General features: G+C 43.7%; 26 protein-coding genes. 20 read left to right on the plus strand and 6 right to left on the minus strand.

Annotation, left to right across the window (positions count from 1 at the left end):
* The first annotated feature begins 28 nt into the window (after positions 1-28).
* The 8 genes from ACFQ88_RS03845 (at position 29) to ACFQ88_RS03880 (ending at position 7013) form a co-directional block, all read left to right on the plus strand.
* Positions 29-772, plus strand: a complete 744-nt coding sequence (locus ACFQ88_RS03845; RefSeq protein WP_379452046.1) for a LamG domain-containing protein — start codon at positions 29-31, stop codon at positions 770-772.
* 39 nt (positions 773-811) lie between these two features.
* On the plus strand, positions 812-1210 hold the full coding sequence (locus ACFQ88_RS03850) for a Rieske (2Fe-2S) protein (RefSeq protein ID WP_239635109.1): 399 nt from the start codon (positions 812-814) through the stop codon (positions 1208-1210).
* Positions 1191-2270, plus strand: a complete 1080-nt coding sequence (locus ACFQ88_RS03855) for an amidohydrolase family protein (protein ID WP_379452048.1) — start codon at positions 1191-1193, stop codon at positions 2268-2270. Before ACFQ88_RS03850 ends, ACFQ88_RS03855 begins: the two co-directional genes overlap by 20 nt.
* A gap of 198 nt (positions 2271-2468) precedes the next feature.
* Positions 2469-3176 (plus strand): helix-turn-helix transcriptional regulator, encoded by a 708-nt coding sequence (locus tag ACFQ88_RS03860; RefSeq protein ID WP_379452050.1) that lies wholly within the window; start codon positions 2469-2471, stop codon positions 3174-3176.
* Between the two features lie 12 nt (positions 3177-3188).
* Positions 3189-4979 (plus strand): ABC transporter ATP-binding protein, encoded by a 1791-nt coding sequence (locus tag ACFQ88_RS03865; RefSeq protein WP_379452052.1) that lies wholly within the window; start codon positions 3189-3191, stop codon positions 4977-4979.
* Between the two features lie 487 nt (positions 4980-5466).
* Positions 5467-6387 (plus strand): phosphotransferase enzyme family protein, encoded by a 921-nt coding sequence (locus ACFQ88_RS03870; protein ID WP_379452054.1) that lies wholly within the window; start codon positions 5467-5469, stop codon positions 6385-6387.
* Between the two features lie 65 nt (positions 6388-6452).
* Positions 6453-6707, plus strand: coding sequence for a hypothetical protein (locus tag ACFQ88_RS03875; protein ID WP_379452056.1), 255 nt, complete (start codon positions 6453-6455; stop codon positions 6705-6707).
* Between the two features lie 21 nt (positions 6708-6728).
* Positions 6729-7013: an ankyrin repeat domain-containing protein gene (locus ACFQ88_RS03880; protein WP_379452058.1), complete on the plus strand. Its 285-nt coding sequence runs from the start codon at positions 6729-6731 to the stop codon at positions 7011-7013.
* Positions 7014-7182: 169 nt separating this feature from the next.
* On the opposite strand, the gene ACFQ88_RS03885 is transcribed toward ACFQ88_RS03880, so the two are convergent.
* Entirely contained in the window at positions 7183-8265 is a 1083-nt protein-coding gene (locus ACFQ88_RS03885) for a Gfo/Idh/MocA family protein (RefSeq protein WP_379452060.1), read from the minus strand.
* Between the two features lie 380 nt (positions 8266-8645).
* Here ACFQ88_RS03885 and ACFQ88_RS03890 point away from each other — a divergent pair, with 380 nt between their 5' ends.
* Both ACFQ88_RS03890 and ACFQ88_RS03895 read left to right on the plus strand, forming a co-directional pair.
* Positions 8646-9185, plus strand: a complete 540-nt coding sequence (locus ACFQ88_RS03890; protein ID WP_379452062.1) for an RNA polymerase subunit sigma — start codon at positions 8646-8648, stop codon at positions 9183-9185.
* Between the two features lie 19 nt (positions 9186-9204).
* The gene (locus ACFQ88_RS03895) at positions 9205-9714 is read left to right on the plus strand and encodes a DUF1572 family protein (RefSeq protein WP_379452064.1); all 510 of its coding nucleotides are present in this window, start codon (positions 9205-9207) and stop codon (positions 9712-9714) included.
* A gap of 100 nt (positions 9715-9814) precedes the next feature.
* Here ACFQ88_RS03895 and ACFQ88_RS03900 read toward each other — a convergent pair whose 3' ends face one another.
* Both ACFQ88_RS03900 and ACFQ88_RS03905 read right to left on the minus strand, forming a co-directional pair.
* Positions 9815-10576, minus strand: coding sequence for an SDR family oxidoreductase (locus tag ACFQ88_RS03900; protein ID WP_379452066.1), 762 nt, complete (start codon positions 10574-10576; stop codon positions 9815-9817).
* Positions 10577-10594: 18 nt separating this feature from the next.
* Entirely contained in the window at positions 10595-10978 is a 384-nt protein-coding gene (locus ACFQ88_RS03905; protein ID WP_379452068.1) for a MerR family transcriptional regulator, read from the minus strand.
* A gap of 285 nt (positions 10979-11263) precedes the next feature.
* Between ACFQ88_RS03905 and ACFQ88_RS03910 the strand changes: the two genes are divergently transcribed.
* Complete coding sequence (locus ACFQ88_RS03910; RefSeq protein ID WP_239635116.1) at positions 11264-11686, plus strand: VOC family protein; 423 nt, start codon at positions 11264-11266, stop codon at positions 11684-11686.
* A gap of 161 nt (positions 11687-11847) precedes the next feature.
* Positions 11848-12555: a DNA alkylation repair protein gene (locus ACFQ88_RS03915; RefSeq protein WP_379452070.1), complete on the plus strand. Its 708-nt coding sequence runs from the start codon at positions 11848-11850 to the stop codon at positions 12553-12555.
* A gap of 216 nt (positions 12556-12771) precedes the next feature.
* Here the strand turns inward: ACFQ88_RS03915 and ACFQ88_RS03920 are convergent, their stop codons facing one another.
* The 3 genes from ACFQ88_RS03920 to ACFQ88_RS03930 form a co-directional block, all read right to left on the minus strand.
* On the minus strand, positions 12772-14106 hold the full coding sequence (locus ACFQ88_RS03920; RefSeq protein ID WP_379452072.1) for an ISL3 family transposase: 1335 nt from the start codon (positions 14104-14106) through the stop codon (positions 12772-12774).
* Positions 14107-14125: 19 nt separating this feature from the next.
* On the minus strand, positions 14126-15307 hold the full coding sequence (locus tag ACFQ88_RS03925; protein WP_379452074.1) for an MFS transporter: 1182 nt from the start codon (positions 15305-15307) through the stop codon (positions 14126-14128).
* 73 nt (positions 15308-15380) lie between these two features.
* Positions 15381-15671 (minus strand): ArsR/SmtB family transcription factor, encoded by a 291-nt coding sequence (locus ACFQ88_RS03930; RefSeq protein WP_039273287.1) that lies wholly within the window; start codon positions 15669-15671, stop codon positions 15381-15383.
* 233 nt (positions 15672-15904) lie between these two features.
* Here ACFQ88_RS03930 and ACFQ88_RS03935 point away from each other — a divergent pair, with 233 nt between their 5' ends.
* The 8 genes from ACFQ88_RS03935 to ACFQ88_RS03970 all read left to right on the plus strand — a co-directional run bounded on the left by ACFQ88_RS03935 (position 15905) and on the right by ACFQ88_RS03970 (position 21224).
* Positions 15905-16435 carry a DinB family protein gene (locus tag ACFQ88_RS03935; RefSeq protein ID WP_379452077.1) on the plus strand — a complete coding sequence of 177 codons (531 nt, stop codon included), beginning with the start codon at positions 15905-15907 and terminating at the stop codon, positions 16433-16435.
* A gap of 102 nt (positions 16436-16537) precedes the next feature.
* Positions 16538-17221, plus strand: coding sequence for a ribose-5-phosphate isomerase RpiA (gene rpiA, locus ACFQ88_RS03940; protein WP_379452079.1), 684 nt, complete (start codon positions 16538-16540; stop codon positions 17219-17221).
* 276 nt (positions 17222-17497) lie between these two features.
* Complete coding sequence (locus ACFQ88_RS03945) at positions 17498-17881, plus strand: NUDIX domain-containing protein (protein WP_379452081.1); 384 nt, start codon at positions 17498-17500, stop codon at positions 17879-17881.
* An 18-nt stretch (positions 17882-17899) separates the two neighbouring features.
* Positions 17900-18649 (plus strand): metallophosphoesterase family protein, encoded by a 750-nt coding sequence (locus tag ACFQ88_RS03950; protein ID WP_379452083.1) that lies wholly within the window; start codon positions 17900-17902, stop codon positions 18647-18649.
* Positions 18639-19178, plus strand: a complete 540-nt coding sequence (locus ACFQ88_RS03955; protein WP_379452085.1) for a nucleoside/nucleotide kinase family protein — start codon at positions 18639-18641, stop codon at positions 19176-19178. Before ACFQ88_RS03950 ends, ACFQ88_RS03955 begins: the two co-directional genes overlap by 11 nt.
* Positions 19179-19314: 136 nt before the next feature.
* On the plus strand, positions 19315-19740 hold the full coding sequence (locus ACFQ88_RS03960; RefSeq protein WP_239635125.1) for an NUDIX hydrolase: 426 nt from the start codon (positions 19315-19317) through the stop codon (positions 19738-19740).
* Positions 19741-19856: 116 nt separating this feature from the next.
* Positions 19857-20516, plus strand: coding sequence for a zinc dependent phospholipase C family protein (locus tag ACFQ88_RS03965; protein ID WP_379452087.1), 660 nt, complete (start codon positions 19857-19859; stop codon positions 20514-20516).
* A 174-nt stretch (positions 20517-20690) separates the two neighbouring features.
* Positions 20691-21224, plus strand: a complete 534-nt coding sequence (locus ACFQ88_RS03970; RefSeq protein WP_379452089.1) for a P-loop nucleotide/nucleoside kinase family protein — start codon at positions 20691-20693, stop codon at positions 21222-21224.
* Positions 21225-21282 lie beyond the last annotated feature (58 nt).

A 21282-nucleotide genomic window follows, 5' to 3' on the forward strand; every position in this document is an offset into this window, starting at 1 on the left:
TGTCCGAAAAAAGGAGAGTTGTAGAGAAATGAGTCATTGTCATCATTCCGTCATTGCCGGTCATCCGGCGCTGGTATCCTTCTGGGATTTCCAAGGCGAAGAGGCGCTGCTGGCGAAGGGACCGTATCCGTACCAGTTGGAGGAAATGGCCGGGCGCGTCGAACGGTTCACGGAAGGCGTATTTGGACCGCAGTCGCTTCGCTTCGAAAGAGGGCAGTGGCTTCGCATTCCGCGCTCCGACTGTCCTGCTCTGAATTTCCGGGGGCATGGAGCCAAATTGACGATAGCAGCTTGGATCAAGCGGGAAGCAGCCCCGGAAGGCCAGTGTCAGGCGGTCGCCGGCATGTGGAACGAGACGGAGAAAAAGCGGCAGTACTGCCTATTTCTGAACCTGCGAATTTGGGACAGCAAGGATCAGGTGTGCGGGCATGTGTCTGCAACAGGCGGGCCGACTCCAGGGTATCCTTGGTGCATGACTTCGGCTATTGGCGCTTCGCCGATTCCTTTGGAGAAGTGGAGCTTTGTAGCCTTCACCTATGACGGCGCATTTGCCAAAGTCTATGTAGACGGAAAACTGGACGCCCGGCTCGCGTTTAATCCGTTCGCTTACTTTGAGGGATTATACGATGGAGGGGAGAACGGGGCGGATTTTACCGTAGGTGGCGTGAATCGTTCCGGGGAGATGGGCAATTTTTTTGCCGGGGTTCTTGGAGGACTTGCCGTGTTCAACGAAGCGCTTGGCGAAGACGAGTTGTCCGCAATCGCAACCTAAGCTTCATCGGCTAGATTTATGAGGAGGAGATGAACGAGCATGGCGATATATCCCGTCGCCTCGGTGGACGAAATACCGGAGGGCATGTACAAAATCGTAAGCGTAGAGGGCCGTTCGATCGGGATCTACAATGTAAAGGGCGAATATTGCGCCATTCCTAATTATTGCCCGCATCAGGGGGCGGAGCTGTGCAAAGGACCGGTGTGCGGCACGACGCTCGAATCCCAGGTGTACGAATTCATTTACGGCCGCGATCAGGAGATCGTGCGTTGTCCATGGCACGGCTGGGAGTTTGATTTGAAGACCGGCAAGTCATTGTTTAGCGAAAAAGTGCGCGTACGCCGCTACACGGTAGTCGTAGAGGACGGCCGGATAGGCATTCTCATCGGCAGCTCTTCGATGGAAAGGATGGATCCCCATGAGTCATACTCAGAGTAAAGAAATCATTCCCGTTATAGATTGCGACGTGCACAATCAGTTTCGCACGAATAAGGACCTCGTACCCTATTTGGAGGAGCCATGGAAAAGTCATGTTGCTAAATTCGGTGTGAGCGGAGGTGGCCTGCCTTATGCGTCACCGATCGGCAACAAGCGCAAGGACGCCGACCCCCCAAGTGGTCTGCCTGTCGGCTCGGATCCGGAGTATATGCTTCAGCATCTGGTGGAGCCGTTTCATATGGAATACGCGCTGCTGTGCTCGGATTCGATCATTGGCGTATCCGCATTCGCCGATCCCGATTATACGGCTGCGATCTGCAGGGCGTACAATGACTACCTGATCGCGGAATGGTTGTCCGTCAGTCCGAAGTTCAAAGGCTTCTTATGTATCGGCACCCAGGATCCCGAGACAGCGGCATGGGAAATCGACCGGGTCGGCTCTCATCCCGACATTATCGGCGTGGCCGTTATTGGAGGTTCCCGCTCTCCTTACGGCCAACGCTTTTACCATCCGATCTATGCGGCTTGTGAACGCAACGGCTTGCCCTTAATCATACATCCCGGCTCAGAGGGAGCGGGTATCTTCAATCCGCCAACAGCGGTCGGTTATGTCTCCAATTATTTGCAATGGCATACTTGTTTGCCGCAAACCTATATGGCGCACCTGGTTAGCTTCGTTTGTGAAGGCGTATTCGAGAAGTATCCGGGACTGAAGGTGGTGTTCGGCGAGGGGGGCGTCAGCTGGCTGCCATCGCTGCTGTGGCGGCTGGACAAAAACTACAAGGCTTTGCGCTCCTCCGTACCGTGGCTAAAGCGCATGCCGAGCGAGTATGTGCGAGATCACTGCTTTATGACTACGCAGCCGATCGAGGAACCGGACAATCCGAAGCATCTGGACGCTATGTTCGAAATGTTTGACGCCGAGCATATGCTGCTGTTCTCGAGCGACTATCCGCATTGGGATTTCGACGATCCGACGAAAATTTTGCAGCGGCTTCCGTTAGAGAAGAAGCGGAAAATTTTTAGTGAAAACGCGAAGCAACTGTTCAAGTTGAAGTGATGCATGAACGATAATTTATAAAACAAGGGTGTTACATGGTTGTATATGATGTAACCCCTTTTTTCGTTGCTCTAGGATCTGCGGTTTAGTCGGTCGCTATCGTCTTAGCAAGTATTGTGCAACTGTTATTTGCTTTTTTTTCCATCCACTTAGTGGTAAGTTATATCTACATTAATACATCACATGTGAGGTGGAGAGATGGATATAAGAAAATTCGGATCCTATATTTCTAAGCTTCGTAAAGAAAATGATCTTACACAATCTCAGTTAGCGGATATTCTTAACGTCACAAGGCAAGCGGTATCAAAATGGGAACTCGGTGATTCTTTTCCCGATATATCGTTATTGCCAAGGCTGTCAGAAGTATTCAATGTCACGGTGGACCAGATTATAAACTATGGTGAACCTTACAGGGATGAAAACAGAATTATTTCATTAATATTGAAAGGAACGCCTGATAAAGTTGCTGAAATGTTAAAACATAAGGAGCTGTCCGTAGAATCTGTTGTAAACTTAGCTCCTCTATTAAAAGCTAGCACACTTGGGATTATATCAGAAGGTTTTGCCAAACATGGGATTGATATCCGACATGTCGTCGAGCTAGCGATATATATGAATGAGGAGGAATTAACCAACTTAATGAAAAAAGCCTCCTTAGATAATCTTGATGGGAACATGCTGGAGAAATTCTTACCCTTTATAGATGCAGAATCAAAAGATATCCTATTTACAAAAATAATAAGCGGTGAATTGAGCGCCTCCCTTATGGTGGTACTCTTACCTTATCTAGATACAGCCAAATACTCAACGCTCATCGAAGCAGCAGTAATGGAAGGTCATCTTGATATAACTATTCTGAAGTTATTGCAGATAAGAGATAAAGATTCTCTGTTACGGATGCGATAAGTGTGGCGAGTCATGGGGAAAGCAAAGCTATGGTTACTAATTACAACAATAAAGCGAGCCTCTGTGCGAAGAATCTTTGCTTTATTTATTCCATACCGTCATCTCACGATATTTATTATCATTGTAGCACTTGTCAGTTCGATTATGTCTTTGATTCCTCCCATTCTTTTGAAATCAATTATTGATACTGCCATTCCAGATAGAAACATAAATTTATTGCTACTGATGGGAGGAGGTGTGCTAGTAGTTACCTTGCTATCAGGGGGACTGGACGTAGTACAAAATCATTTAGAAAACATAGTCGGACAAAGGATCATGCGCGATTTAAGGATGAACATATATAGTAATTTATTGAGACAACCGATGTCTTTCTTCACTCAATCCAGGTCAGGTGAAATCATTCAACGATTGACGAGTGACATTCAGATGGTTCAGACGGTTGTCACTAGAAGTGTTGTAACCGCTATCACACAATCGGTAATATGGTTTACCTCGGTTGTCATTTTAATGGTCATGGATCATCATTTAGCTCTTATTGCGTTGCTCACGTTGCCTCTTTATATACTCCCTACCCGGAAAGCAGCCCAACTTCGTAAGCGAGTGCTAAGTGAAAGCCAACAAGCTAGATCGGATATGTTATCGCATATAGCAGAAACAACAGGAATATCAGGTGCGCTGTTAACTCGGATTTATTCTAGAGAGCATTATCATGTTGATAAATTCTCTACCCTTAATGATCAAGTAATGAATGATGACTTAAGAATAAATTTAATCGGAAAATGGGTGAGTATGTTTAACGGGGCACTACCATCTATCGGAACGATTCTTATCTATGTATATGGTGGATATAATGTGATGCAGGGTACCATGTCTATCGGAGCAATCATTGCTTTTAGCATTTATTTGAGCAAATTATACAACCCCACGCAGCAACTGCTAAATTTGCAAATGGATATGATCACCTCTCTTGCCACATTTGAACGAATTTTTGAATATCAGGACCTGTGCTTGGAAAAGAACGTGACAGTCGTACCCTCAACTAACTTACCTTTTATTAAAGGGAAAATTAAGTTTAACAACGTGAGCTTTCAATATGTTCCTGAACAACCTTCTCTATCTAACATAACATTTGAGGTACATCCGGGTCAGTTTATTGCTATCGTTGGTCCTAGTGGCGCTGGAAAATCAACATTAATTGGCATGATAGCTCGCCTGAATGATCCGGCGTCTGGGTATATCCAGATTGATGGATACAACATTTGCGACGTCTCAATCGATAGTTTAAGACAGCAAATTGCATTCGTAACGCAAGAATCGTATCTATTTCATGCTTCCATAAGGGAGAATGTGGAGTTCGCTAAGATAAATGCAACTGTTAAGGAAATTGAAGAAGCATGTAAGCAGGCTAACATCAATGACTATATCCAATCGCTACCTCAAGGCTATAATACAATCGTTGGAGAAAGAGGATTTAGGCTCTCAGGAGGTGAGCGGCAGCGTCTATCTATTGCAAGAGCGATTCTAAAAAAACCTCAAATTCTCCTGCTGGACGAAGCTACGTCCCATTTAGATTCCCACTCAGAGTTGCACGTACAAGCAGCACTTGAAAACTTGATGAAAGAATGTACTACGGTAGTAGTAGCTCATCGTTTGTCAACTATATTAAGAGCTGACAAAATAATAGTGCTTGAGAAAGGAAAGGTTGTTGAAGTTGGTACACACAAGGAGCTGCTTAATAAAAAAGGGCTGTACTTAAAGTTGTACCAGGCCCAATTCAGCCAATCGATGTTAAACGCTGAATAAACTATTCTAACGCAATTGCCGGATGAATCGGCAGCCGTTCTAACGGGAAGCAACCTTCTCGCTGCTCCAACTCAACCCAATTGATAATGTTAACTCTGTAACATGACACAAGGCGAAGCAGCCTGCAAACCTTATGACGAAATTTGCGGAATCATTTTTAATGGAAGAACTTCTGAAATGAGGGATTCTCTTGGAAGAAAATAAAAAAAAGGCATACTTGACGATCAATTATCAAGCGTTGGTGGATATTAAGAATAGCGGGGAGTTCAGTGTAGAAAACTTCAAGCAAGTATTTCGAATTGCTCATGTATTCACAATCTAGCATTGTTCATCATTGAAGATTTTAAAGGTTTTGACGAAGATGAGTTTTGGGGTAATGTAGGTGGTCTTGAAAGGGATTTCGGATTAACTCATTACAGGACATTGTTTGAGAAAGTGTTAAGGGACGGGTTATAACGATAATGGGTGCACTGCTAGGAGGGCGACGATGGGACAGGATTTAATCAAGGAAGTCTTGGCTATGTTGGAATTAGATCCATCGGACTGCGAGCTTATTGGCGGATACAGCAGCAATGTATTTGAAGTTGACCGTAGCGAAAAGTTTATAGTGAAAATTTTGGAAAAGTCAGTTGTTAATGAATCCAGCATATTAGCTGAAATGGAATGGCTTGATTTCCTTTTCTCGAGGGGGATTCATGCTGCTAGACCGATACGTAAACTAGGAAAAGATTATATTCAACAGATTAACGATGACTACTACTTCGTTAGTTATGAGAAGATAAACGGATTGCATGTCAGACCTGCCGATAAAGAGAATTGGGGAGCACGTTTGTTCGAACAATGGGGCGAAGCGATGGGACAAATTCATGCTGCTTCAAAAGCTTATAAAGCAAACAATGCGTTTCCAACCTGGAATGAAAATAAGACTTTACTTGCGTTAGAGTCATTGCAACTTCATCCTCTACTAGTCGAGAAATGGTCCAAATACATGAATGAGCTAAAGCAGCTCCCAGCTTCATCGGATCATTTTGGGCTGATTCATGGTGATCTTCATCATGGGAACTTGCTGCTCAGCGAAAATGCTCTCTGTGTTATTGATTTCGGTGACAGCGAGTATCACTGGTTTGCTTATGATGTTGCGATCGTACTTTATCACACAGCACAAACCGTAATAAAGGAAGAAAGAGATCATTTCACTAGGCATTGTTACGATGAATTTATGAAGGGATACGTTCGGTGGAACCCGGATACGAGCTTTACAAGGGACATAAATTATTTCATTCAATATAGACAGTTGTATTCATTCACTTATCACTCTCTCTATTTAGACAAAAGTCAACTAACGGAAAAACAATTGGAGCACCTGAAAATATGGAGTTCTCGCTGGTTAACGACGAGCCTTACTTAAATTTGAATTTAAGCTAGACGTTTATCTAACGGGGTAAAAGGCATCAGGTGAGAGGAGATCTGGTTATGAACTATGTTTACGAAAATGATTTGCTAACAGAAAGCGTTGTCAAAGCTATCCACACTGGAGATATCCTATCATTGAGACGAATCCTTGCTGAGAATCCGGGTTTGGCTGCAGCAAGAATTGTCAAAAGAAACAGTAACAACGAGGACAGCAGCTGCAAAATATCTCGAACACTTTTGCATGTGGTCGCCGATTGGCCCGGTCACTTTCCTAATGGTGCGGCGGTAGAACGTGGAACGCAGATCGCGCTATGACATGCAGCGGCGCTAGGATTGATGGATGCTATCGAGGCCTACTTCGCCGGTGCCGCACTTTCGGATCAATACCCTTGGGGAGCAAACGGTCCTTCACCTCCGGACAAGATCACCGTAGCCTTTTGGTGTGCTTGTCATGGAGGACAGCGTCACACCGCAGAGTACCTTCTAGACCGAGGAGCTGAACTGAATTGGATATCGGTTTGGGATGGATTGACCCCGTTGGATGCAGCTCAACGCAGCTCCAGTGCTGATCTGGTTGAGTGGTTGCGATGGAAAGGCGCCAAATCTGCAAGCGAGCTGTGAACGGTAAATCATTACTACTGAGTGAACAGGAGGGTACAAGTTGAGAATTTGAAAATGCGTTAACCGCGTTTTTAGTTTTATTGCGTAACTAAGCTTAAGCTGGGGAGTGAAAATTCCTGTTGTTATAGCAAAACAGGCATATGTCCCAATAGGAGACATATGCCTGTCTTTATTCAGCCCAAGGCTGCCGCTGCGATTTGACCGGTTCTCCGGTCCGAATCGCCTGCTCGATCAGAAGACCAAGATAATGATCCTGCGAAGCTTCCGCCAGACTGTAAAAGCTCGGTCCGCCCGACGCATATTCGGCCATCTTCAGCAAGCAGGTCGCGATCGCAATTTCATCGTCATATAACCTTGCAGGGACGAATGGATTGCTATAAACCCAGCGTTCTCCGGCCATATAGCCTTGCAAATAATGCCCTTCTTGATTTTCTTCCTCGCCACTGTTGATCCGTTTGAACTCCAGATGAAGCGGTGTCTTGTAGTCGGCAAGAACACTCAACCGGCGATCGAATATTTCTCCTCTGTCGCCGCGAACGGAGAGATGGTTGGAGCGGATCCACGAACGATGTTGATCCTTTGCGAAATCATAGATTGCAAGTTTATTGCCGAACTCAAGCCAAGCCATATCCCGGGGCTCCGTTATGATTTTCTCCTCTTGCGGCGGTCCGCCGCGCCCGGGTCCGGCAATAACCGGCGATTCGAACCGCATCCCGCGGATAACGGCGTCTTCGAACCCGATGCCGAGCATTTTTCGCATGAGGCTTACAGCATGATACGTTTGCGATATGGACACCGTTGCCTGAGTCACCGTGCCAAGCAGCCCGGCTTTGATCGCCGCCTGCCGTGACATATGAAGCGGGTGAAATTGATATTGCTCTGCGACCTGTACTCTTGCTTCCCGCTTCGAGAGCTGATCGTACAGCTCCAGCATGGATTCCAAATCTGGAGCAGGCGGTGTTTCGACCAAAGCCGGTATCCCCCTGTCCGCCAGATCTAGCAAATAACCCGAAGCAGCACCACGGCTGACGGAGATTACTGCGAAATCGGGCTTCTCCACGGCAAGGGCATCTTCAAGCGTTCTGAAACTGGGGATGTTCCACTGTCGCTCCATAGCTTTGGCCTGCTCCTCGTCTCTAATGACCAATCCGCTGATTCTGAAGCTGTCCGGCAGTGCCTGTGCAATCCGCAAAAAATACTGTGCCCGAAAGCCTGCACCCCCGATAATGATGAATGTTGCTGTATGTGCCATTGCCGATAAGTCACACCCTTCTATTTCCATTTGACCTAAGAATAATCTATCGGCGGAAATTGTCAATACAGCTATACAATAATAACTTTGCTTGAAGTCATGGAGTTATCTCGGGCGTTTATAAAAATTACTTTTTTATCCATAATGTGGTACCATGAAGGGAGTTATCTAAAGGGGAGGAAGGTGCCGGATGGATCCGTCGTTGACTCGGGCACGAATGAATCATTGAATGGTTTTACAAGGAAAAGTATTTTAGTAGGGTTAGCTATCGGAGTACCGTCGGGTATTTTGCTTTTTTTGGCAATGATGAGGAGATAAGCCTGGAAACTCCAACTTCCTTCAGGTTGACAACAAACGGATATCAATGGCAGGTGAATACAATGCAAGTAAAAATCGGATTATTGATTGCTGCAATTCTTGTGGTACTCACAGGGTGCTTTAGCAGTGCAAAAGATCAAGCTGTCGCAACAATAAGTCCGGCACAAGACACCGTATCATCAAACGAGTTTAGATTATCAGCCAGAGAACAAGAGGTTTATATTAACTTTCAACAAGACTTAAATGAACAGCATTTAAAAGAACTAGACCCAATTAGTATCGCCAAGTTGTATGTCCAAGCAAGCTTAGATGGTAAAAACGAGGTGGTTTATGCACTATACACGGATAGAAAGGGACATGTTCAATGGACAAAAGAAGAGCATGAACAATTTGCCGCTTCGGATAGAGGAACAAAGGACCAAATTCTTAAAATCTTTAAACATATTGAAACAGGGAAATTCATACAAACAAGTGATTTTGAGGGATACATTGAGTATCAGTCAATCAAAGATGCTGAGAATAAACCTGAAAACAAGTCCGGCTTTAAAATGATCAAAGATGAGGATGGGATATGGAACGTTTCATTTCAGCCCATTCAATAAAAAAAGGATGTGTGTTTAGTTGGATATCTCAATGCCTGTGATCGATAGCATCCTAAGCAAATTTAAGGCTGATAAAAAATGGCTTCTTCAAGCAATTGAACAGCTAACGGAAGAAGATATTTGTTGGTCCCCAACTAACGAAAGCAACAGTATTGCAAATCTGATCTCTCATATTAGAGGGACGGCTCACGCAAGAATTGAGATCATACTCTACGAAATACCTGACACTAGAGACAGAGCTAAAGAGTTCGAGTCAGGACTGACCCTTTCAAAAGAGCAAGCCTTGCTAAAAGCAACTGAAGCCTTCGATATTATTATTGCGTATTTGGAATACCTGAAAACCTGTCCTGAAATACTATTATCGCAGCCTTTTCTTGATAAACCGCCGCTAACCTTCAGCGCCGTGAATAATCAGACAACTGCGCTTAACTTGATGATACAGATGGTAAGGGAAATCAATTACCACGTTGGCCAAATAAACTATATAGCAAAGATGAGGAAGGGCCCCTTAGTGTGGAAATACGATTGACGAGATTGCATCACTTTAATAAAGAAAACCCGCCGACAATGCGGCGAGTTTAGCTTTTGTATTTGCGTCATATTAGCGTAAGTGTAGTTGTACAATCTTTTTACTCAATCATATGTTTCAAGGCATTATACATAGTTTCAACATGTTCGTCGACCTCATCGCGCGACATGCGCAAGCGGTTCACAGAGGTACCATATCCAATTTCCATCTTACCCTCTTCCAATCCCTTAAAAATGCCATCAGCAAAGGCATCTAAAGGCTCTCCATGCGTATGCAATCCGGCTCCACCCAAATCGGTATTCACTGCCGGAGGAGCAACTTCAATAACTTCAACAGATGTATTCGAAAGCTGATGTCTTAGACTTATTGTAAAGGAATGCAGCGCTGCTTTGGTTGCTGAATAGATTGGAGCAATAGCAAACGGTGTAAAAGCTAGCCCGGATGTCACATTAATGATAGCTGCTGCTTCTTTGGCTGCAAAAAATGGAGCGAACAGCATGGAAAGCTGGAAGGGGGCTTCCAAATTGGTTGTTATTTCTTTATTGAAGTAGCTCCAATTGTTCTTTGCATCCGCTGTTAATACATTAAAACGTTGCTGAATCCCTGCATTATTAACCAGCACATTCACTTCCGGATAGGTAGTCGTTACCCAATCAAACAATGCTGTACGATCGGATTCATTATCTAAATTTGCCACACGAGTAATGAGACCGGGAAATGTTTCTTTTGCATTGTGAAGTACTTGTTCACGTCTTCCGCAAATGATGACTTTATTCCCAGCTTTGATAAAGCGTTCTGCAAAGGCTAACCCGATACCAGTACTGCCGCCGGTTATAAGAATTGTATTTCCCGAAAGATTCATAATCATTCCTCTTTTCCATTATTTTATCATTCGTTTTGTTTCCTGAATATGCTTTGAATACCGATCAATTTTGAAGTCAATGCCTTTTAAAGATTCTGTCATCAAGGAAATTTCATATAATACCGCCTGCTTGTGCTTATTCATCATTGCAAGCCGGAGCTCCATAGTGCCATTTCCTTCTACTATCCAATCCATGTATTGCTTAATATCGCTTATGGGCATGTGCGTGTTTTTCAAACAAACAACGGTCTCAAGAAGCGACATTTGGTCTTCTGAAAATAATCGCCTTCCTGCATTATCACGCTCGATTAGAGGCAGTAATCCTTTTTTTTCATAATAGCGTAACGTGGATTCTGGAATATTGAGTTTATCTGAAGCTTCGCTTATGGAATAATACTTCATTCTGGAGGCCTCCACATCCTATCTTTCATTGTCGACAAGAATATGATACGACTTAAACCATGGTTTAAGTCAACTATAAAAGATGTGCGTCTCTCTATTCCTATTGAAACCCTACTTCAATTTTGCTGCCGCAGAAGGATGCGATCGGGTTTAAGCAACCTTGTGAGTAAGGACTCAACAAAGCGCAATGTAAGTAAGAGATAGTTCATTGTATTAGAGTTAGCAATCTAAAAGAAATCAACTCATCATCTATTTGCTATGATTGAAAAAAAGGAGTTGATCAAAATGACAGTAAAACTAACACCGTACTTTAATATGGAAGGGAATGCAAGGGAAGCTATTCAGTTTTATGAACAAGCGATAGGTGCCGAAGTCGTCTCCATCGTAACTTACGGAGATATGCCGGAAATGCCTAATACCTTCACGGATTCGTTGAAGAATCTGGTGGCTCACGCAAAGCTGCGGGTTGGTGAAGCGGAGATCATGTTTTCGGATGCTCCAACAGGATCGCAGATTCCCAAGGGCAAACAGGTAACCATTTGTATTACAACTAACGATGTGGAAACGTCAAAACGATTTTTTGAAGCCTTACGCCAAGGCGGCCAAGTGAATATGCCGTTTGAAGAAACTCCTTTTAGCCCAGCTTTCGGTGATGTCACGGACAAATTTGGAGTAACCTTTCAGATATATACTGAAATCGAGAGCTAAAAGTGTCTTCGTTAATAACCCGGCCTTAAACAAGGCTGGGTTAATTGCATTTCATTGCCAGCAAGCATAGCACCATAGGAACGATTCAAGAGGAGGCAGCGAAGTTTATAAATGGTTATAATATACTTGATGACTACTTCAGAATAAGGAAGTGTTAATTAATGAATATAAATATGGTTATGGACGAGCTCGAGGCTCTCGGCAAAGAACGAACTAAGAAAATTTACATATCCAATGGGGCGCAGGAACCGCTTTTTGGTGTGGCAACAGGCGGGATGAAGCCCATCGCCAAAAAAATCAAAAAAAATCAACCGTTAGCCGAGGAGCTCTATAATACGGGGAATTACGACGCCATGTACTTTGCGGGTGTCATTGCTGATCCGAAGGCCATGACCGAGGCAGATTTTGAACGTTGGATCGATGCGGCTTATTTTTTCATGCTATCCGATTATGTAGTTGCAGTTACCCTGGCGGAAACTGATATTGCGCAAGAAGTTGCCGATAAATGGATCGCAAGCGGAGAAGAGCTGAGAATGTCTGCGGGCTGGAGCTGTTACTGCTGGCTGTTGGGGAGTCGGCAGGACAGTGAATTTTCTGAAAGCAAACTTGCCAAGATGCTTGACTTGGTTGAACAAACGATTCACGATTCCCCTGAACGAACCAAATACGCTATGAACAATTTTATTTATACGGTAGCAATATCCTATAAGCCTCTCCATGATAAAGCGGTTAGGACCGGAATGGCAGTGGGTCCAGTAGAAGTCAACCGGGATAAGGCCAAAAGCAAGTTTCTTAACGCTTCCGAAAATATACAGAAGGCAGTAGATAAAGGCCAAGTTGGTTTCAAGCGAAAATATGTAAGGTGTTAAGCAATTCAGGCTTAAAGCTTAGGGGGACGCTAGCGAGTCAGTCAGCTGCTCCCTTTTTTACTGGCTGGAATGCATCTCTGTATTTGATCTTCTATTAGTAGAAGTCACTACCGAATCTACTCAATAGGATCGAGTAGTATTTTTTAAATTAACTTAAACACTCTATTACCCAAAAATTTCCAACACAGGTATTCGGATTTTATGGTGGAGAAGGGCTTATAGCTGGCCCTTCTCCAATTTCTCGATCAAGGTGGAAAAATCGATTCCCAGCAAGATTATTTCTTCTGGCTCACGAACAACTCCAATTGGTGGCATATGAAACATCGGGAAGTTTTCCTCCCGTAGATCGTAGCTATCAAACCGCCTCTGGTACTTAGGCTTACGTTGCTTTTTAAGTCCCTCTGTAAAGAGTATTTTGGCTCGTAGGGCTTCAAAAGAGTATCCCCTGCCTAAACGATTAATGACTCGAATAAGGCTGTTAAGAGACTCCGTATAAGCGTTTGTAATGCGATGGTCGAAGTAGGCGAATATTTCCTCTTCCCAGTTCTTCATAGCCTTTGTAAGTGGTTCAAAAGCGGATTGCAGTTCAGTTGGTATTTTAGTTTTCCATTCGTTGTATTTAAGGAATGCCGTCTGTCTGCTATCACATTCCCAAATATCGAAATATGATTCCTTTAAGTCATAAGCAGTGCCGAGAGAAGGGTGATTCTTTGTCCAAAGGTCAAGCGTAATTTTATCCATCTCTGTAAGCGCTATATGGCGTTTTAGGAGGATAAAACGGTCGTGCATCAGTCCGCGGCGTTCTTTTGGCGATAATCCTTCTCGGAGCTGTTTACGAATGGTTTCTAACGCTTGGTTTGCCATACGGACAACGTGAAACTTATCGACGATGATAAGAGCTTTTGGCAATATAGCCCTCACGGCGTCCTTATACGGTTGCCACATATCCATTGTGACATATCGTATTTGTCCTCTATTTGGAAGGCGTGAGAGGTAGCCTACAACGGTTTCCTTGTTACGATTGGGCAAAACATCTAACAAAGTACGTTCCTCCATGTTGGTTATAACGCATCTTGGCTTAATAATGTGTATTTCGTCAATCCCAAGCCAATTAGGAGTTTCAAATCGATGCGTTTCTTTTAGACGATTGATGTAATCACGAAAGATGTTACGTATCGTTTTTTCATGCAATCCAACATCCTCGGATATGCTGACAAACGTGCGTTTAAGGCTTTGCTTCTCTATATAAGACAATAATCGTTTGGTACAGTTTCGCTTTTCGTCTATGGTGTGGTCTAAGTGTTCCCAAAAGGTGCGATTGCAGTCTCTACAGCGATACCTCTGACGCTTTATAAGAAGGCCTACACGCTTGCCGTGAATAGGCAAGTCCATACAGATCTGTTCCCTGATATCGTGTTTGTAGAGGTTGGCTATACATCCACAATGAGGGCAAGCCAAAGGTGGAGAGTTCGTCACCACTTGTATTAGAAAATCAAATTCATTCTCACTAATATTTAGGATGTTGAATTTTGAAAGATTTAAAATATCCATATGAATTTCTTCTATGCATTTATGATGCAAACTCCTTCTTTGTTTTCGCGTGACTGGTCAAAATACCGCTGAATATGAAAGATAACAACGAACCGGCAAAGCATATAGCCGCAAACATGCCTACGGCGGAAAAACCGTTAAAAGTCGCGTAAATCAGGCCTGCGACCCAAGAGCCGAGCGTTGTCGCAGCGTACATGATTGAATTGGCCAAGCTGGAGATCGTGCCGCGGATGGTTGGATTTAATGAATTCAGCATTCCCAATATTAGGGGAAAAGCGATTCCCATATTAACGAATATAAAAAAGTAAACACTTTCGAAAGCCGCAACTGACGGCAAGTGAGGCAAAACAATAAAACATGCGATAGAGACAAGAAAGCCCACAACCAGCGTATTGAAACGGTTTAACGTTTTGATTACATAGGCACCACCGAAGCTCCCGACTATATTCCCGAGACCAAGAAAAAACATCACGTACCCCGCTTGATCAATTGAAAGGTAAAAGCGATCCGTCACCCATTTTCCAATGAAAGAAAAGGCAGCAAAGAATCCACATTGAAATAAGAAATGAGCGAGGAAAGCCTTTCTCGCCATTCGGCTATTCAATAGTGGGATGTATCTACTGAAAATCGGAGTCTTGGTTTTTTGGCCTTGATTCGGTTTCATTTCGGGCAAAGCATAGAAGATGAATACTGCTACCAATAATGCACATGCACCGATTGTAAAAAAAGGATAATACCAATGGGTTGAGGCAAGCAGACTTCCAATAGGGATGCCGAACGCTTGGGAAGCAGCCAAGCCTGCCATGACGATCCCTGATACTTTGGCGATTTTTGACGTTGAAAACAGAGTAGGGATCGAGGCCCAGACTTGAGGCGCCGTAAATGCTGCGCTGACTCCGGCTAAAAAACGGAAGAAGAACATCGACCAAAAACCTGTGGCAAAGCCGCATAGCATGGTTGAAACCGAGAAGCAGATCATGCCGGAAAGCATTACTTTTTTGCGATCCCATCCATCGGAAAGCGGTCCAGCAATCAGTGCAAAAATGGCATAACCTAAAGCATAAGACCCCACCATCCAACCAGAATATTCGGTCGGGATATGAAACAAGTCCTGAAGAGTGGGGATGAGCGGAGAAATCAAAAACGTATCCGTACCAATAACAAACATGATGAGGAAAAATAAAGCAGTTAATTTGATCATTCTATTCACCCTTTGTAGTTAGTTCTATAGTTCAAAGATTATTGGACTAATGAAAAAAAAAAAGAATTTCTTTCTACAACGTATCCAGAAATCCGGGTAAGTAAGTTTGAAATGTCTCCAAATCGATGCTCATATACTTTGCTTGAGCTTCTTTTCGTACCTTGATCAATTTCGCCTCCTTTAAAGTACGCAAGTGATACGAAGTATTCGATTTCGTAGTATCGCGAATGTGTCCTACTTCTCCACAATTCATCTCCTTCTTGCTGGCGTATAGAGCTCGTATGATGTCCAATCTTGTTTCATCAGCTAAAGCCTTAAATATTTTGACTCTGAGCTCATCATTTATTATTTTTTGAGTAGTCATAAAACCATTGTACTAAGATATCGCTACAAATCAAGTCTTTAGAAAAATACCACCATATTCTCCGATTTTTAAGTGAAGTGTTTTGATTTTGATTTTGTATCCACCATAAAATCCGAATACCCTTTTTATTTAGAGATGGAGCGATTTTCTTTATACTTGAAGGGTATAGGAAGAATATCGTAATGTATAAATATGTAATATAAATTATTATTATACGATAAGGAGGGCTATCATTGAAATTAAACACTGTGGTTCTAAATGAAATGAACAAACAGCTAAGTAGAATTGAAGCCTGTATAAACCTTTTGTCAGAAGCACAGATTTGGTACAAGCTTAAACCAACCATGAATAGCATCGGCAATTTATGTTTGCATTTGGCAGGAAATGAATATCAGCATTTTGTTAGCGGTATAGGAAACTTGCCTTTTCAGCGAACGAGATCACGAGAATTTCTTGAAAACAATGGAATGAACGGCCGAGATTTATTGCAGCTGCTTCACGATGTAAGACGGCAATCATCCGGCATTCTTGAAGGACTGAAGGAAACGGATCTTCAAAAAAGTGTAACCATACACTATTCTATCGAAGATTGGAACAAAATGCTTGTACGTTCCACACTTGAAACGGAAGCTCATTATTCAAAGGATATTGAAATTATGCTAGTTCAAGTCTGTGAGCATTATAGTTATCATACAGGACAAATTGTACTACTAACAAAATGGATAAGTGAAAGTCAGAATAGCATTACGGGAACGTTTCATTGAAGATTTTTATCTTTGAACCAGCGACGGCCATAGGGCTGCTTTGCTTTTTTTCTCGCTAAAAATAGTGGTATAATATGGGAACCATATGGAGGAGTGATCGCGATGAATCCCAAAAAGCTAGCCTCTGATAAAGCGATAGAATATGTTACAGACGGTATGATAGTTGGACTAGGTACCGGATCTACAGCCTATTGGGCAATCGAAGCGTTGGCAAAAAGAGTTCGGGAAGGGTTGAATATTCGCGCCGTAGCCAGCTCCAACCATTCAGAGCAGCTTGCCAAGCAAGGGGGAATTCCTCTTGTGCCATTCTCGGATATTCAGCTTATTGATGTGACGATAGACGGCGCGGACGAGGTCGATAGCCAACTAAACCTGATCAAAGGCGGAGGCGGTGCGCTGCTCAGAGAGAAAATACTCGCTGCGAACAGCAAGACATTTATCGTCATTGTGGACGAGTCCAAAAAGGTGGAGCATCTGGGCCATTTTCCGCTGCCTGTCGAAATAGTTCCCTTTGCGGAGTCTTTAACTATCCGTCAAATACAGCAGCTTGATTGCACTACGACCATCCGAACCGTTGAGGGAAAGCCTTTCGTGACCGATAACGGCAATCTAATCGTCGATTGTGAATTTGGAAAAATTCTGGATCCCATAGAGCTCCATAAACGGTTGAATCTGATTCCAGGTGTGGTCGAAAATGGTTTGTTTCCTCTTATGGCGAGCAAAGTCATTGTCGGGCATCTCGACGGCAGTGTGGAACTAATTGATAGTGCGGATAGCATGAATTAAGCCGCCACAGCTGACAAACATGAGGGAAACCATATAGAGGAACCGTATACAACAAGTACGAAATAATGAATGTATTAGAACAGTATGGCTAGCCACAGGAATGGAATCAAGATGGATCGAAAGGTCCGGAGAGATATATCGAAGTCCAGATCAGGTCGGACACTGTCATTAGCAGGTACATCAAGTAATTGATTATAAGATAACGTGAGGTGCGTCACGAACCTTGAAAATACGAAATTCAGCCAAAGCCATCTCATACATGATCAAAAGCTTCTTGTGACCAAGCTTGCGGATGAATCGGGCTTCTTCTATTTACTTCCCGGAGGGGGACAAGAGGCCGGAGAGAAGCTCCAAGACTGCCTCGTCCGAGAGTGCAGAGAAGAAACCGGTTATGAGATCGAGGTTCACGATCTGCTTTTTGTAAGGGAATGCTTTAAGGATGAAGGGATTCATAGAATCGAATTTATATTTAAGGCTGAACTAGTGAATCTAAAGCATAAGGTACCATTCAACAGGGATGACGCTCAAGTAGGCGTAGAATGGATTAGCTTGGAAAACGTCCTGAATGAACCATTATTTCCCGTGGAGCTCCGACAACGCATAGCGGTGGCTTACAAAGAGGGACGGCAAGAGCGCGTTTATATAGGTGAAATAGAATGACGAGGTGATCCGATCCTGATGCAAATAGCTATCATTACGGATGTGCATGGCAATTACCCGGCCTTGAAAGCGGTACTGGAGGATATCGAACGACGGAAGTCGATTTCCCATATCTACTGTCTTGGGGACATGATTGGTATTGGGCCATATACAAATGAAGTCCTCGAGACGATTTTTAGCCGGGACGATATGTCCGTCTTGTCGGGAAACCATGAAGAAGCAGTTCTTCATATCTTAGCGGGCAAAGGAATACTGTCCGGGCATGAACAAGCTGCCAAGCATCATGAATGGATTGCGAGTCGATTGAATCCGGAATGGATTCCCAAGCTGCAGGCGCGGCCTGTATCTCTGGAATGGAAAGCAGAGGGCCATAAGATCTTGATGGTCCATTACCATAGGACAAACGATAAGCTCGATGCGATCGACAACGAACCCAGTGGAGACAAATTAGATACCCGTTATTTGAACTCAGGATATGATCTCGTTTGTTTCGGTCATCACCACCCGGTACATTATTTTAAGACCGACGCAAGGCTCTATTTAAACCCAGGTGCGTTAGGCTGTCATCATGAACCGATTGCGCGTTACGGCATTGTGGACCTGTCTGTGAACCGTTTGGATGCCAGCTTAATAGAAGTGCCTTATGATAACACGGATTTTCTACAATCCTATGAACGGCTGCAGGTGCCGGACCGCTCGTTTATTTTGGATATTTTTCATGGAAATCAGCATCTGGTACCGAAAGGCGGAGGGGCAAATGAGGAATAAGCAGCCAAAAGTTATTGCCATAGCAGCAGTGTCCGGCGGCGGCAAAACAACTACCGTCAAAGAACTGCTTAACAGATTGCCCAACTCCAAGGCATTATATTTTGATGATTACGATTTCGATGGGGTACCGGACGATGTTTGCGATTGGGTTGAACAGGGATCGGATTATAATGCGTGGAACTTGCAGCCGTTGATAGAAGATGTAGAGCGTTCCTTGGCGGAGCAAGGACTGGATTACATTATTCTCGACTATCCCTTCGCTTATATGCATCACGGGATGAGCCGATATATTCACTATACGGTTTATATTGATACTCCGCTGGATGTAGCGATGGCAAGACGAATCATGAGAAATTTTGCGGATTCTCCTATGGATGAGCTGCAGGTGGATATGAAGGGTTATTTGTCTCGCGGGAGGTTCGCTTATTTGGAGATGCTGAACACAATAAAACCGAACAGTGATTACATTATTGACGGGTGTCTGCCTGTCGACACCATTGTTAAACAAGTGCTGGAAAAGGTTAAATAGGTTAAAGAACTGCCTGGATAAAAAGGCCGGCGAATCTGTCACGGGATCGGCACGAATACAATGGCCCAAATAATGGGAACTATGGATAACAAGGAATGATTTCATTGCCGCGGCAAAAGCCATCTAAGGAGGAGACATGGACAAGGTTGAAATTAGAGGAGCAAAAATTGTCGTCATTCATAACAATCAACTTGTCGTGGTTAAGCAATCGAGAGCCGGCAAAAAAGGGCCAACTTACGAGCTGCCAGGCGGGCGAATCGAAAAGCACGAAGACATCGCTGCTGGTGCGATCCGTGAGTTAAGAGAAGAAACGGGCCTGATTTCCAAAGAATTGATCCCCTTGGGTACGTTCAGCATTCCGACGAGCCCTATCGTCATTACTTTATTTTTTACGAATAAGATCATTGGCAAGGTTGAACAAAATTTGGATGCAGACGAAGACATCGAGGTGATTTATGTAAGTATCGATGAGGCGTTCAAGAAAATTGCCAATCATACATGGACCGATTCGAGATTGGCTATTGGGTTATTTTTGGCAAGAGCAAGAGGATTGCTGAATTAATTACATAACGATATCAGCCTATTATCATTACATTATGTCTTCCTATATATGGATAAAAGTGGTAAGTTTGTAGATGAATATAATCAAAGGGGTGTTTGCTTAGGATGCCGCTGCCAATGATTCATCTGCAAGTTGCTGTGAGCATGTTCGATGAGAAAGACGTTCCCGCGCCATTCCTTCTTGGAAGTATAGCGCCGGATGCGATTCACATGAGGAAGCATACAACACGAGAAGATAAGAAATTTACCCACCTGGACATTGAAGCTCAAGGAGAATCATTGGATTACTCCCGACAAGAATATCACCGTCTCCTGCATCTGTCCGATGATGAGTCGTGGCGATGGTTTGTACGCGGCTATTTTGCTCATTTGATGACCGATTATTATTGGCTGCATCAGGTTTACAGGCCTTTTAAGGAAAGGGCCATGGAAGAAGGGTTAGATCCCGATTCGATCCGTAAAGCCTATTACACGGATACGGACCAAATTGATTTTGATTATTACCGCACAAAACCTTGGAAAAATCGTGTGTGGGAGCAGTTAATACAAACACCGTCTTACAATCCGGAGCCCTATCTCTCAGCTGACGAAATTCATTGCTGGCGATTAAGAATCGTGCATTGGTTCGATTTGATTGCGACAGAGCCCGGGGTTGCCCCGCTTTATATAACAGAGCCTATTGTTGATGCTTTTTGCAAAGATACGGTTCAACAAATCATCCGCGTGCTGCAAACATGGGATTCCAAGTTCCCTATCGGACAGGAAACCTTGAAATAAAACGTTGAGAAAAGGTTTGCCAATCCGGTATGGGTTTGGTAAACCTTTTTTTAAGTTCCATTATTTTCATATATTGATATAATATATAAGGATTTGTATTTGTATGGAGAAGGGTTGGAAATACTGAACATCTGCAAGACTTTTGCCGATATAGTATGAAGGGTGGGGATTCGTTTGTTTTTGCTGCAAATGTCCGGATTTCCGGGCTCTGGCAAGTCGACGTTGGCCAGATCCATTGCAAAGCATACAGGAGCTGTTGTGATAGACCACGATGTGGTCAAGACCGCGCTAATGGAGGCTATGAATGAGAGCGTTAACAATAAAGATACCGGCAACGTCTCTTATTCTATTGAATGGGCTCTCATTGATTTTCATCTGTCGCATGGTCATAGCGTTATTCACGATAGCCCGTGCTTTTATAGCAGTATGTTGGACAATGGTGAACAGCTGTCCCGAAAGCATGGTGCGGCCTATAAATATGTGGAATGCTGCCTGGAGGATATGGCCGAAGTGAATCGACGGCTTCAACAAAGAGATCGCATGATCAGCCAGATCGCCGAGGTCCATTCGGAAGAAGGGTTTCGCAAACGCCTTGCAGATAGCAAACGGCCTCTGGATGGGAACTATCTGATAGTGGATACATCCAAGCCTGTGGAGCATTATCTCGAATCGGTTCATGAGTATATGAACGATTCATCCGTTGTATAGCACTTATTTTAGGAGCCCATAGCGTTATTTAATAACATGAATGTTTGTTAGAACCAGA

This window comes from Paenibacillus sp. NPDC056579 (assembly GCF_042793215.1).
Lineage (GTDB): Bacteria > Bacillota > Bacilli > Paenibacillales > NBRC-103111 > Paenibacillus_S.